The following is a 13,748-nucleotide window of genomic DNA, read 5'->3' as shown; positions in this document are numbered from 1 at the left end:
CGCCCCGGCCCGCCCCGACCCGGCCGCCGAGGCGTACGCGGACGGCCTGGCGATGCTGCACGGCAACCACGCCCTCGCCTCGATCGACGCCCGGTTCTGCCGCGACCCCGACTGCGCCCTGACGCCCGAGGACGGCTGGGCGGTGGTCGACTCGGCCGGCTCCGTGCACGTCAACGTCCGCCGCCGGGCCGAACCGGCCGAGTGGGCCTGGGTGCTGGCGCACTGCCTGCTGCACCTGGGCTTCGGCCACGTGCCCGCCGCCGGTACCCCGCGCAAGGCCGGCGACGCGTACGAGCTGGCCGCCCGCTGCGCCGTGGTCAACCGCTTCCTGTCCTCCTTCTCGATCGGCCGGGCGCCGTTCGAACTGCCGGCGTCGGTGAGCGGCGACGAGGAGGAGCTGGCCGCCCGCTGGCGCCGGGACGGCCTGCCCCGGATCCCCGGCACCGCCGGGCGCGGCAGCGACCAGGTGCTGGCCACCCACCACCCGTACTGGGCGCCCGAGGACTGGACGGTCGGCTTCGCCGCCGCGCTCACCCGCACCATGTCCGCCGCGATGGACGTGGCCGGCGGGCGCCGCGAGGAGCTGACCGGCGCCCGGCTCCCGGAACGGCCGTGGACCCGCGCGCTGAACTGGTTCATCTCCTCCTACCCGCTGCTCGGCGGCATCGCGGCTGGCATGACGCTGGTCGCCGACGTCGAACTCGCCCGCGCCCAGGGCATCTCGGTCGCCGCGGTCAACGCCGGGGCCGGAGAGATCTACCTCAACCCGCTGCGCCACCACAGCGACGAGGAGTGGCGGTTCATCCTCGGCCACGAGATGCTGCACGCCGCGCTGAAGCACTCCGAGCGCTGCGGCGCCCGCGACCCCTACCTGTTCAACGTGGCCGCCGACTACGTGATCAACGGCTGGCTGGTCGAGATGGGCGTCGGCGAGATGCCCGAAGGACTGCTCCACGACCCGCAGTTGAAGGGCCTGTCGGCGGAGGAGGTCTACGACCGGATCGTCCGGGACCAGCGCCGGCTGCGCCGACTGGCCACCCTGGCCGGGAAGGGCCGGCCGGACGTCCTGGGCGAACCGCTCGGGGCGCCGCGCGACTACGTCGACCTGGACGACTTCTACCGACGTGGTCTGCAGCAGGGCTTCGAGCTGCACCGGCGCGAACGCGGGCTGCTCCCGGCCGGGTTGGTGGAGGAGATCCGCGCGCTGGCCCATCCGCCACTGCCCTGGGACGCGCAACTGGCCCGCTGGTTCGACGAGTTCGTCCCCTCGCCGACGGCCGTGCGGAGCTATGCCCGGCCCTCCCGGCGGCAGGCCTCCACCCCGGACGTCCCGCGCGCCGGACGGTACTTCCCGCCCGAGGAGGTGGCCCGCTGCACCTTCGGCGTCGTCCTCGACACCTCGGGCTCGATGAGCCGCACCCTGCTCGGCAAGGCGCTCGGCGCGATCGCCTCGTACGCCGCCGCCCGGGACGTCCCGGCCGCCCGGGTGGTGTTCTGCGACGCCGCGCCGCACGACGAGGGCTACCTGCCGGTGGACGACATCGCCGGACGGGTCCGGGTGCGCGGGCGCGGCGGCACCGTGCTGCAGCCGGGCGTCGACCTGCTGGAACGGGCCGAGGACTTCCCGCCCGGTGCGCCGGTCCTGGTGATCACCGACGGCGAGTGCGACGTGCTGCGGGTGCGGCGGGAGCACGCGTACCTCGTCCCGCAGGGCGCCGGGCTGCCGTTCACACCGCGCGGGCCGGTGTTCCGGCTGCGCTGACCCCACCGGCCGGGCGCGACGCTCGTGCGCAAGGCGTTCGTGCGCAAGGCGTTCGCGGCGCCGTCCGGTGGCGTTCTCCGGTGCGAGGTCCGGTCCGGTCGATCTCTGCGTCCGGCAAGTTCGGCGGGACAGGGCCCCGGCGCGAACCGCCGTCAGGCCCGGCCGGCCGTGGACTCCCGCACCTTCAGCGCCCACTCGTGCCGCCGCACGGCTCCGGGCTCGGCCGATCCTGCCAGCAGATCGCTGAGCAGGGCCGCGCAGGCCCGCCCGTACTCCGACGGGCGCAGGTCGACCGCGGTGACCTGGGGGCCGGAGCCGCGCGCCGCCGCTCCGTCGACGCAGGCGGCCACCAGCAGGTCCGATCCGACCCGCCGGCCTGCCCGGGCCGCGGCTGCCAGCACGCCGGGAACCGCACCGTCGGGGGCGCACACCACCGCGTCCGCGCCCGAGGCCCCGCCGATCAGGCTCGCGGTGGCCGCCTCGGCCTCGACCGGCGTCGTCGCGAACGGCACCGTCCGCACGGTCACCTCGATGCCCTCGCGCCGGCTCCAGGCACCGGCGGCCGTCCGGAGTGCGGCGGCCCAGTCGGAGCCGGGGCCGGGGACGAGCAGGGCCGGGCGCCGTGCGCCGCGCTCGGCCAGGTGGTCCAGCAGCGCGACCAGCGAGGCGGCGTTGTCGCACACCACGGCGCCGCTCGGCGCGACGCCCCCGCCCAGGTAGCGCTCGCCCGTGACCACCGGGACGCCCGCGGCCAGCAGGTCGGGGACCTCCGGGTCGTCGACCTCGGGGTCGATCACCAGGAGGCCGTCCACCCGCGAGGCGAGCCCGGCGCCGCCCGCCGTGCCGGGGGCGAGCAGGACGAGGTCCAGCCCGTCCTCCCGGGCCCGCTCGACCGCGCCGAACGCGAGGTTCATGTAGTAGTCGAGGCGGGTCGCGGTGCGCGGCAGGTGCAGTCCGATCGCGCCGGTGCTGGCACGGCGGAGGCTGCGCGCCGCGGTGTTCGGCCGGTAGCCGAGCTCCCGGGCCACGTTCCGGATGTGCTCGCGGGTGGTCTCGGAGACCCGGCCGGAGCCGCCGAGCGCGTTGGAGGCGGTGCTCTTGGACACCCCGGCCGCCCGGGCCACGTCGATCAGGGTCACGGAGCGGCTGGTCACAGCCCGGAAGTCTAGACGCATTCCCGCCTCGACCTCCGCTCCGGTCCGCCCGCTCTTGCTGGAACGTTCCAGCAATGCCTAGGATGCGCGCGCTGGAACGTTCCAGCACGGCTCGCCGGCTCCGACCCGGCCGGTGCGCCCGGAGGCGTGACCGCCGTGTCCGCCCCTGCCCGACCCGAACACCCAGGAGGCATCCGAATGACGCGCGGATTCGATGTTGTGGAGACCGGTATCGCCGACCTCCGAGCGGCACTGGAGAAGGGCGAGACCACCGCGGTCGAGCTGCTCGACGCCTACCTCGCGCGGATCGACGCCTACGACCGGCCCGGCACCGCCACCGCGCTCAACGCGCTGGTCGTGATGAACCCGGACGCCCGCGCCGAGGCCGAGGCCTCCGACGCCCGCCGCGCGCGCGGCGAGACGCTCGGCCCGCTGGACGGCATCCCGTACACCGCGAAGGACAGCTACCTCGCGAAGGGCCTCACCGCCGCCGCCGGTTCGCCGGCGTTCGAGCACCTGGTCGCCCAGCGCGACGCCTTCGCCATCGAGCGGCTGCGCGCGGGCGGGGCGGTCCTCATCGGCCTGACCAACATGCCGCCGATGGCCAACGGCGGCATGCAGCGCGGTGTGTACGGCCGTGCGGAGAGCCCGTACAGCGCCGACTGGCTCACCAGCGCCTACGGCTCGGGCTCGTCCAACGGCTCGGGCACCGCGACCGCGGCCTCGTTCGGCGCGTTCGGCCTCGGCGAGGAGACCTGGTCGTCGGGCCGGGCGCCCGCCTCGTACAACGCCCTGTGCGCCTACACGCCCAGCCGGGGCGTGATCTCCGTGCGCGGCAACTGGCCGCTCGTCCCGACCATGGACGTCGTCGTCCCGCACACCCGGACCATGGCCGACCTGTTCGAGCTGCTCGACGTCATCGTGGCGGACGACCCGGAGAGCCGCGGCGACCTGTGGCGCGCACAGCCGTGGATCCCGCTGCCCGCGCCGTCGCAGGTGCGCCCCGCGTCGTACCCGGCCCTCGCGCCCGCCGACGCTCCGACGGCCCGCGCCGCGCTCGCCGGCAAGCGCGTCGGCGTGCCCGGGATGTACATCAACGCCGACCCCGACGCCGGCACCAACCCCCACGGCGGCATCGGCGGCCAGACCGGCCAGCGGATCGACACCCGCCCCTCGGTGGTCGCCCTGTGGGAAGCCGCACGCCGTGACCTGGAAGCCGCCGGCGCCGAGGTGGTCGAGGTCGACTTCCCCGTCGTGTCGAACTACGAGTCCGACCGCCCCGGCGCGCCCTCGCTGCTCACCCGCGGCCTGGTCGGGCGGGACTTCCTCACCGTCGAGATCGAGGACCTGTCCGCCTGGGCGTGGGACGACTTCCTGCGGGCGAACGGCGACCCCGCGCTCGCCACCCTGACCGAGGTCGACGGCGACCGCATCTGGCCCAAGCAGGACGGCGAACTGCCGGACCGCTACGCCGGTTTCGACGACACGATCGCCGACTACCCGCGCTTCGTGCGCGAGCGGCCGTACGCGTCCTTCACCGACATGCCGCACCTGGAGCAGGGGCTCCGCGGACTGGAGGAGACGCGCCGGGTCGACCTGGAGGAGTGGATGGACGGCCTGGGCCTGGACGCCGTGGTGTTCCCCGCGGTCGCCGACGTGGGCCCGGCGGACATGGACGTCCGCGAGGCGTCCGCCGACCTCGGCTGGCGCAACGGCGTCTGGGTCGCGAACGGCAACCTGGTGCCCCGGCACCTCGGCATCCCGACGGTGACCGTGCCCATGGGCACCATGACGGACATCGGCATGCCCGTCGGTCTGACCTTCGCGGGCCGCGCCTACGACGACAACGCACTGCTGGCTCTGGCCGCTGCCTTCGAGGCGACCGGCAGCCGCCGGACGGAGCCGTCACGCACGCCGCGGCTCGCGGCGGAGTGACACCACCGCCGCCGGCGGCTCGTCCGCCATCGTCCTGACACCTGCGCCAGGACGATGGCGGACGAGCCCGTCGACCACGCCGGGGGACGGCTTCGGCAGGGCTGCACGCAGGCGGTTGACGAGGACCCGCGCCGCAGGACTCGCCGGTCCGGTGGCCCGCCAGGCGAGAGCGATGCGGGCCCGCATCTCGGGGCGGACGATCCGCAGCGTGCGGAGCCGTCCCGTGACGGTGGATTCGTCGTCGCCGTCCGGCAGAACGGCAACGCCCAGGCCCCGGGCGGCAAGCTGCACGAGCACCTGGGAGGCTGCCGCCTCGAAGGAGACGCGGGGGCGGAATCCCGCCTGCACACAGCCGCGTTCGAGCGCCGCGCGCACCCCGGTGCCGCGCGGCAGGCAGATCAGCGGCCGGTCGGCCAGATCCGCCAGCGGGACGCTCGTGCGGTCGACGGGGTCGAGCAGCGGATCGCCGGGTGCGAGAGCGGCGACCAGCGGGACGTCGATCACCGTGTGGAAGGCCAGTCCGGCCGGGGGCGTCTCCTCGGTCGGCCCGAGGACGGCGATGTCGAGTTCGCCGGCCAGCAGCGCGTCCTGCATCCGTTCCGTGGTGTCCTCGGTGAGTGCCACCTCCACCGAGGGGTGGGCGTCGTGGAAGTCCGCGAGGAAGTCCGGGATGTCGAAGGCGTGGCCGGTGGCGCCGGAGACCAGCCCGAGCGTGACCCGGCCGCGGAGCAGACCGGTGTAGGCATCCACCGTCTGCCTCACCGCGTCCGCCGCGGCCAGTGCGGCGCGGGCGTGCAACAGGACCGCCCGGACATCACCATGCAGGCGGCGATGGCCGTGTCGGTGGTCAGCTCCCTTACCCTGGCCACCCTGACACGCGGCACGGCCCGGGCCCTCGCGGGTACGGCAGGACTCCTGACCGTCACGTCCTTTCTGGTCACCCGGTTCGGGAACGTCCCGATCAACGGGCGCATCAAGCAGTGGGCCGTCACCGCGCCGCCCGCCGACCACGCGGAGATCCTCCACCGCTGGCAGCTGTTCAACAACGTCCGCACGCTCAGCGGCGTGCTGGCGTTCGCCGTCCTGATCTACGTCGCGCTGCGGCGGGAAGGCGTGGACTGCGGGTCAGGAAGCCCCCGGGGCCTGCGATGAACGCCAGGGTGGCCGATCGCCGTGCGGCGGCCGTGCAGCCACCCTGCGGGAATTGCCGTACGAACCGATCGTGCTCAGCCGGTGTCGTCCAGCCCCGGGTAGTAGCCGCGTTGGTACGGCGACAGATCGGAGGTGCTCAGCTGACCGGCGCTCTGGCAGATGGGGCAGACCCGCCTCGTGCCGCATTCCGCGCATCGGCTCCTCCGGTGTGACCGGCCGAGCACCCACCCGCGGCCACCGCATCCGGGACACCGGCCGAGGCCATCGCACTCTTGACGTCCTCGCCGCCCTGAAGGACTCCGTTGGGAAATTCGCAAACCGGGTAGGCGATCAAGCTGCCAGGTCGAGCGTGGCCAGGTGCGAAGTGCGGGTCTTGCCGAGTGGGGTGTCGGTGAGCCACGCGTCGAGCCGGATGAGGTTGATCGCGGTGGCGGCCAGTACGTTGCCGAGGTGGGTCTTGGGTAGTCCGGTGTAGCGGGTGCGGCGGATGCCGGTCCGGCGGACAGCCTGCGAGATCGTGCCCTCGACACCGGCCCGGACGTCGTACCGCTTCTTCCAGCCCTCGGTCTGCTGCTCTTGGCGGCGCTGCCAAAGGACTTGTTGCTGTTCGCGGGGCAGGAGCGTCAACTGGCGGCCGTACTTGCCGTTCGCGGCCTTGGTGCATTGCGGCCGCGCTGTGCACGGACCGCAGTCCTCGAATGCGAAGTGCACCCGGGTGATCGGGGTTCCGCTGGGTTTGCGCTGATCGGACCAGCTGACGCTGACCGCTCCGTGCGGACAAGTGACCCTCCGCGTGTCCCAGTCAACGGTGAAAGCGCTCTGGGGGATGTGCTCGCCCTCGTGACGCTCATGCATCGTGTCCGCTCCGACGGGTCCGAGCAGGTCGATCCGGTGCTGGTCGCGGGCGGAGACGATGTGGGCGGCGGTGACATAGCCGGCGTCCACGGCGTGCTCGTCTGGGAGTAACTCCCTTGCGGCCAGGCCATCGTGGACGGTCTCGGTGACCTCGGTGTCGCCAACGGTCGCGTCGGTGGTGACGACATAGGTGATCACATGCGGAGCGTCGATCTCACAGGTCTCACTCAGATGGGTCTTGTAGCCGCACCAGCCCGAGCCCCGCTTCACGCCATAGCGGGCGTCCGGGTCGTAGGGCGAGGCCATACGGCATCTGCCCGGCGGGAGGTCCTTCGCCTCCCGCCAGCGCACCCTCACCGTCACGGTGGTACTGCTCCACCCAGGCCCGGCGCAGGACCTGGACGGCGGGGATCTCCCGCAGCCAGGTGGGCGCGTCGGGGCTCAAGACGGCTTCCAGGACGGTGAAGCCGTCCCGGCCGACCTGCTCGGCCCACTCGGTGCGGACGTTCTCCCCTTGGGGAAGCGGTAGGAGTCGATCCGGGCGCCGTAGCGCTCGACCCAGTCGGTAGTGACATGGCCCGCCAGCCACTGCGGAGCCGCCGCGGCCAGAGCCTCCAGCGCCGCCCGTAGCGTCTCGCCGACGAACTCCATCCGGTTCAACACCCGCACCGCGGCCAGAACATGCGTGGAATCCGTCCGCTGGCGACCGCCGGCCCGCAGCAGCCCGAGCCCGCGGATCCGCTCCAGGACCAGCTCCAGGACCATCTCCTCCAGACCGTGCTCGATCAGCCGGGCACGGAAGCCGCCCAGGACGGAGAAGTCGAAGCCAGGGTCGTCCAGCTCAAGCCCGAGCAGGAACTTCCAGTCCATCCGGGCCCGGACCTGGTCAGCGGCCTGCCGGTCGCTGAGCCCCTCCGCGTACTGCAGCACCGACACCAGCGCCAGCGCCCCGGGCGAGATCGCCGGCCGACCCCGCGCTGGGAACGCCTCGGCAAACGACTCGTCCTCGAACAGCGGCCCGAGCGCCTCCCGGATGCGGATCGCCAGCGTTCCTTTCGGAAACGACGCACGCACCACCCGCGCGGTCAGCTCCGGCACCCCGACGTCGCGCCGCGACTCCAGCGACATCCGACCCCCTTGATCGACGACAAGCCGATCCTGACAGTCCCGACCATCCGCCATCACCGGTTTGCGGATTTCCCAACGGAGTCCTGAAGGGCGGCGATTCCCGCCTACCGCGCCGTTGAAGGCTGCGGAGTCGGGTGGGTTCCTGCTTCGCTGCGCGGTGCCGGGACGAGTCCCGGTCTTACCTGCGCTCCACAGGCTGACACGGCCAGTCCGGCCGCCTTGGCGACGTTGACCGCCGCGTTGATGTCCCGGTCCAGGACGGCTCCGCATGCGCCACAGGTCCACTCACGGACGTGCAGGGGCTTGGGGCCGTCCTTGACGCCGCACCGCGAGCACACCTGGGAAGTCGGCTCGAACCGGCCGATCTTCACGAAGGTGCGCCCGTACCGGGCGGCCTTGTACGCCAACATCGACGTGAACGCCGACCATCCGGCATCGTGCACGGACTTGGCCAGGCGCGTGCGGGCGAGTCCCTTCACCGCCAGGTCCTCCACGGCGACCGCTTGGTTCTCGCGGATCAGCCGGGTGGAGAGCCGGTGATGGAACTCGCGGCGCGCGTCGGCGACCCGCGCGTGAGCGCGGGCGACCTTCAGCCGGGCCTTGTCCCTGTTGCGGGAGCCCCTTTCCTTGCGGGAGAGGGCACGTTGGGCTTTCTTCAGGCGCTCCTCGGCGCGGCGCAGGAAGCGCGGGCTGTCGACCTTGGTCCCGTCAGAGAGGACGGCGAAGTGCCCGAGACCGAGGTCGATGCCCAGCTCGGGCCCCGCCTCGGGCAGCACCTCTTCCGGGCCGGTCTCCACGACGAAGCTCGCGAAGTACCGACCCGCGCTGTCCTTGACCACGGTCACTGTGGACGGTGTCGACGGCAGGCAGCGGGACCACTTCACCTTGAGGTCGCCGATCTTCGGCAGGCGCAGCTTCCGCCCCGGCGTGACCGACCAGCGGGCGTTGGCCGTGAAGCGGACGGCCTGCCGGGTGTCCTTGCGGGACTTGTACCGGGGTGCGCCCGTGCGGGGGCGCGTGCCCTTCAGGCCGTCGAAGAAGTTCCGGTACGCGGTGTCCAGGTCGCGCAGCGACTGCTGGAGGACGACCGCCGAGACCTCGCCGAGCCACGCCCGCTCGGGGGTGTTCTTCGCCTCGGTGATCAGCTGCTTCGACAGGTCCCCGGTCTTCGGGAACGGCATGCCTTCGCTGCGGGCGCTCTCCCGAGCGCGGAGCGCATCGTTGTAGACCACCCGCGCACACCCGAACGCCCTTGCCAAGGCCGCGCGCTGACCGGCGCTCGGGTACAGGCGGAAGCTGTACCGAAGCTGCATACGCATCACGATACACAATTGGTTTACGGGTACCGATGAGAACGTTCGCACAGGCCGCCACTGTGTCTTCCGAATGCATGTCCACTTGGTCTTCGTGACGAAGTACCGCACTCCGTCTTCGCCGACCGGCACCTGACGCGCTGCGAGGAGATCATGCAAGCCGTGTGTGAGGACTTCGAAGCCGAGTTGATGGAGTTCAACGGCGAGGCCAACCACGTCCACCTGCTGGTGAACTTCCCCCCGAAGGTCGCCGTGTCCAGGCTCGTGAACTCCCTCAAGGGCGTGTCCTCACGCCGGGCTCCGCCACGAGTTCCCCGACCTCGTCCGCCACTACTGGCGGGCACAGCGCCTGTGGTCCGGCTCGTACTTCGCCGGGTCGGTCGGCGGTGCGCCGCTCAGCATCGTGCAGCAGTATATCGAGCAGGAGAACCGGCCACTCCGACCCTGGCCGAGGTGAACAGCGCGGATCCCTGCACACAGCCGAGGTCAGACCAGTTCACCGATTCGCTTCACCACCGGGCCGAAGCCCGGTGCACTGCGAATACATCCGGTAGCCAGGGGTGAGGGTGTCCGGCGTCACCACCGGCTCCGGTGCAAGCTCCGGCTCCGGTTGCCGGACCGGTTGCGGCGGGCACAGTGCCAGCGCCGGCGTCTGTCCGCGGAACGCCACGGCGGGTGTGTCGTCGCTCGTCATGACGCGGATGCCGTTGCCGTCCCGGTGGGCGACGACCACGGTCCAGAGGATCCCGTCATCGTTCTCCTGTGACGTGGTGACGTCCCAACCGGCCTCGTGGAGGAGGAAGGCCGCACGCGAGGCCGTCTCGGCAGCGGTGGCGGTCCTGGGACGATTGCCCTGGTACATCGTCGAGTAGTGGTAGCGCAGCGGATCGCACCGGTCGGCAACCTTCGGCTCGTCGAGGGACAGCCGGCGCAGGTGGACACGAACGGTCAAATCGGTGATCAGCGCCACCAGTTGCCCGCGCAGGGACCGGCCCAGCCGGTCCAGTTCGTCACGCGCCTGCGAATTCTCGTCCATGTGGCCCCTTGGTCGTGGAACGTATCACGGGGCCGGCTCTCGTGGCCGTCCGGCGGGCGGGCGAGAGCTCGGCTGTGCGCGCCGCTTCACCCGTCCGTGAGTGGTGCCGGGGGTGGGCGTTGTCGCTCCCGGTCCCGCGCGCCGGCGGGTGGTGCGGGAACTCGGCGCCCACCGATTCGAATCCAATTCATCGGACCATCCGGAAATCGGATCGTGCAGTGTTCGGGTGTGCCGCACATTCAGGTCGTACAGAAAGGTCGTGGACACTCGCATGAGTGAACCCTGCGGAAGTGGTTTGGCTCCGGTGGACATGGTTCGACTACGGTGACCATGAGATCGGGCGGCGCGTGCCGGTGTGCCGGAATTCGGTTCGGTGGGTGAATCCCGGATTCCGCGGCGGAATGCTTCCGTCCACCCGGCTGTGGGCTGCTCCGGTGTTCGCAGTGCCCGGGTTCCCTGTCATGCCTGTGTGTAGAGAGGACGGAGCATCATGCCGCCCGTAGTACCGCCCTTCCTGATCGGCCTCGTCGTCGCGCCCCTGGCCAAGCGTCTGCTCAAGCCGCTGGTGCGCGGAGTCGTCAAGACGTCCGTCGGCATCGCGATGGAGGTGAAGAAGGCCGCCCAGGAGGCCGGGGAGAACATCCACGACCTCGCAGCCGAGGTGGCCGCCGACATGGTGGCGGCCCAGATCGCCGCCGGTGACGCCGGGGCCCGCTCGGGCGACGGTCAGCACGTCAGCGGGAACGGCGCCCCGGGCGCCGTGAAGGACGAGGCCGCCGGAGTCGGGCGGGTCGAGCGGCCGGAGGGGGATCCGAGGGCCCCGAAGATCCGCGCGACCGCCGGCACCGCCGCCGGCAAGACGCACTGACGGCCCGTCCGTCCCCCGGCCGCCGTCGGGCGTGCATGGCCTTCGATCGATTGCGAAGGAATGCAGTCCGGCGGCGGCCGACCGCGGGCCTTTCGGCCGAACCGCATCCGCCTCCAGAATTCCCACTCCGTCGCCGCACTCCGTCCTGTCCGTGACGGTAATCCGCGACCCTCGCAAACAGGTGATCGTACACATGCCATCGCTACTGGGCGCCGCAGCCGGATTCCGCTCCGTGGAATTGGAAGCGAGCCCTCGCTCGGTCATTCCGGGCCGTCAGCGCTGGGACGTCAAGCTGGTGCTCGGACGGCCCAGGACGGCCGAGATCCTCGCCGCCGCGCTGCGCCGCATTCCCGGGATCACCGAGGCCCGGGCCAACCCGGTCACCGGCGGGGTGCTCGTCCGGCACGACGCCCGGGTGCGTGCCGCGGACGTCGGCCGGATCGTCCGCAGGGCGGTCGCCCTGGTCGCGGAGGATCCGACCGGAACGGCCGCCCCGGCCCGGCCCGCCGCCGCCCCGGCCCCGCGGGCGGACCGGGGCCTGGTCGTGCGACCGGTGCTCGCCGTCGGAGGCGGCGTGGCGGCCGGGGTCGCGCTGATCCGCGGGTCGGCGCTCAGCAGGCAGCTGGTGGCGGTGGGCGGGGTGGCCGCGGCGACCGCTGCCGTCCTCCGCAAGGCCTGGCGCAGAACGCTCGACGCGTCCCGGGACGCGGTCGGGCCCGGCGCCGAACACCACCCCCTGCTGGAGATCGTCGGACCGCACCGCCGCCGCCTCTACCGGGCCGCCGCGCTCTCGGTCTCCTGCCAGGTCTCCGAGATGGCGCTCGGCACCTTCCTCGGCTGGACCGGACTGGTCCTGATCAAGGGCGAGGCGGCGCCCCTGGTCAGCCTCGGCCTGACCACCGCGTCCGCCCAACTCTGGGGACTGGCCGGGCTGGTGGCCGCCGCCTGTGCCGCCGTGGCGGGTCTCTCGTACGCCTCGAACCTCCAGTGGCGAGGGCTCGGCCAGGACATCGAGCACGACTGGCGGAGCCGCACCTACCGGCACGTCCAGCACCTCGAACTCGGGCAGCTGGAGGGCGAGCGGACCACCCGGGTGGCCGGGGCGCTCACCGACGACGTCGGCCAGCTGGGCGCCTTCTTCGCCGGCCCGGCCAACGACGTACTGCAGCTGGGCACCAGCCTGGCGCTCCTGGTACCGGCGTTCCTGCTGCTGGCGCCGCAGATCGCCTGGATCGCGTTCCTGCCCATCCCGGTCATCGCCTGGCTGTCGCTGCACCACCAGGACAGGGCCGCGGCCGACTACGCCGTCTCCGGCGAGCGCCGGGCCGTGCTGCGCAGCCAGGTGATCAACTCGCTGGAGGCCGGAGCCACCGTCAAGAGCTTCTGCACCGAGGACTACGAGGCCGAACGCACCGACGAGTTGAGCGAGGCGGCCCAGGAGGGCAACCGGCAGACCGACCGGAGCACCATCCGCCACGCCGAGACCGTCCGGGCCTGCACCACCGCATCGATGGCCGGCACCCTGCTGATCGGCGGTCGCTCGGTGCTCAACGGCACCCTGCGCTTCGAGGTGTTCAGCCCGTTGATCGGGCTGCCCCAGATGCTGCTGTTGCGGATGAGCCGGCTCGGCGGCATCGTCGACCAGTACCAGCGCACCCTCGCCTCGTACGACCGGGTCCAGCGGCTGCGCGCCCTACCCGTCGAGGCCGACGGCAGCACCGGGACGCTCGACCTTGCCGAGGTACGGGGCGAGATCGTCCTCGACGGGGTCACCTTCGCCTACCCCGGCCGGCCGGCGGCGCTGGAGGACCTCTCGCTGACCGTCCCCGCCGGGCAGGTGACCGCCCTGGTCGGCGCGACCGGCTCCGGCAAGACGACGATCGCCAAACTGCTGATGCGCTTCCAGGACGCGGAGTCCGGCAGCGTCCTGCTCGACGGACAGGACGTCCGGGACCTCCGGCGGCACGACCTGCGCCACGCCATCGGCTTCGTCGCCCAGGACCCGTTCCTCTTCGACGGCAGCATCGCGGACAACATCCGCTACGGCAGCTTCGGCGCCTCCGACGAGGCCGTGGTCCAGGCCGCCACCATGGCCGAGGCGCACACCTTCATCGCGACGCTGCCGGACGGCTACGACACCCTGATCGGCGAACGCGGCGCCGCGCTCTCCGGCGGCCAGCGGCAGCGGATCGCCCTGGCGCGCGCGATCCTCAAGGACTCACCGGTCGTCGTCCTCGACGAGGCCACCTCCGCCGTGGACAACGAGACCGAGGCCGCCATCCAGCGCACGCTCCGCCGGTTCGCGGCCGACCGGACGATGCTCGTCATCGCCCACCGGCTCTCCACGGTCCGCCACGCCGACCGGATCTACGTCATGGACAAGGGCGGTGTCGTCGCCGAACAGGGCACCCACGACGAACTCCTCGCCCAGCACGGACTCTACGCATCCCTCTGGCAGCTCCAGGCCGGCGAACTCGCCGCCTGACCGCAGCAGCCGCGACCGCCCGCCCGCCGACCGCGTGACGACACCGCGGTCGGTGCGGTC

General features: G+C 72.3%; 9 protein-coding genes and 2 pseudogenes. 6 read left to right on the top strand and 5 right to left on the bottom strand.

The window, feature by feature from the left end; genetic code table 11:
• The first annotated feature begins 52 nt into the window (after window positions 1-52).
• Window positions 53-1,762 carry a DUF2201 family putative metallopeptidase gene (locus RMN57_RS01490; RefSeq protein WP_313767685.1) on the top strand — a complete coding sequence of 570 codons (1,710 nt, stop codon included), beginning with the start codon at window positions 53-55 and terminating at the stop codon, window positions 1,760-1,762.
• A gap of 152 nt (window positions 1,763-1,914) precedes the next feature.
• Here RMN57_RS01490 and RMN57_RS01485 read toward each other — a convergent pair whose 3' ends face one another.
• Complete coding sequence (locus RMN57_RS01485; RefSeq protein ID WP_313761500.1) at window positions 1,915-2,916, bottom strand: LacI family DNA-binding transcriptional regulator; 1,002 nt, start codon at window positions 2,914-2,916, stop codon at window positions 1,915-1,917.
• Between the two features lie 198 nt (window positions 2,917-3,114).
• Here RMN57_RS01485 and RMN57_RS01480 point away from each other — a divergent pair, with 198 nt between their 5' ends.
• Window positions 3,115-4,851, top strand: coding sequence for an amidase (locus tag RMN57_RS01480; RefSeq protein ID WP_313761499.1), 1,737 nt, complete (start codon window positions 3,115-3,117; stop codon window positions 4,849-4,851).
• Here the strand turns inward: RMN57_RS01480 and RMN57_RS01475 are convergent.
• Window positions 4,822-5,601, bottom strand: coding sequence for a LysR family transcriptional regulator substrate-binding protein (locus tag RMN57_RS01475; RefSeq protein ID WP_313761498.1), 780 nt, complete (start codon window positions 5,599-5,601; stop codon window positions 4,822-4,824). The two genes, RMN57_RS01480 and RMN57_RS01475, sit on opposite strands and share 30 nt — an antisense overlap.
• 42 nt (window positions 5,602-5,643) lie before the next feature.
• On the opposite strand from RMN57_RS01475, the gene RMN57_RS01470 reads away from it, so the two are divergent.
• Window positions 5,644-6,003 (top strand): DUF1772 domain-containing protein, encoded by a 360-nt coding sequence (locus RMN57_RS01470; RefSeq protein WP_313761497.1) that lies wholly within the window; start codon window positions 5,644-5,646, stop codon window positions 6,001-6,003.
• 330 nt (window positions 6,004-6,333) lie between these two features.
• Here the strand turns inward: RMN57_RS01470 and RMN57_RS01465 are convergent.
• A pseudogene (locus RMN57_RS01465) lies at window positions 6,334-7,986 on the bottom strand (IS1182 family transposase).
• 104 nt (window positions 7,987-8,090) lie between these two features.
• Entirely contained in the window at window positions 8,091-9,299 is a 1,209-nt protein-coding gene (locus RMN57_RS01460; RefSeq protein ID WP_313767684.1) for an RNA-guided endonuclease TnpB family protein, read from the bottom strand.
• A gap of 73 nt (window positions 9,300-9,372) precedes the next feature.
• Here RMN57_RS01460 and tnpA point away from each other — a divergent pair.
• Window positions 9,373-9,756, top strand: a pseudogene (gene tnpA / locus RMN57_RS01455) (IS200/IS605 family transposase).
• 39 nt (window positions 9,757-9,795) lie between these two features.
• On the opposite strand, the gene RMN57_RS01450 reads toward tnpA, so the two are convergent.
• On the bottom strand, window positions 9,796-10,335 hold the full coding sequence (locus RMN57_RS01450; RefSeq protein WP_313761496.1) for a hypothetical protein: 540 nt from the start codon (window positions 10,333-10,335) through the stop codon (window positions 9,796-9,798).
• Window positions 10,336-10,825: 490 nt separating this feature from the next.
• Here RMN57_RS01450 and RMN57_RS01445 point away from each other — a divergent pair, with 490 nt between their 5' ends.
• Window positions 10,826-11,203, top strand: a complete 378-nt coding sequence (locus RMN57_RS01445; protein WP_313761495.1) for a DUF5132 domain-containing protein — start codon at window positions 10,826-10,828, stop codon at window positions 11,201-11,203.
• A 232-nt stretch (window positions 11,204-11,435) separates the two neighbouring features.
• A complete protein-coding gene (locus RMN57_RS01440; RefSeq protein ID WP_313761494.1) occupies window positions 11,436-13,688 on the top strand; it encodes an ATP-binding cassette domain-containing protein in 2,253 nt (750 codons plus the stop codon).
• The last annotated feature ends 60 nt before the right edge of the window (window positions 13,689-13,748 follow it).

Origin of the sequence: Kitasatospora sp. CM 4170, assembly GCF_032110285.1 — a bacterium.
GTDB lineage: Bacteria > Actinomycetota > Actinomycetes > Streptomycetales > Streptomycetaceae > Kitasatospora > Kitasatospora aburaviensis.
This window is presented reverse-complemented; position numbering and strand designations above follow the sequence as displayed.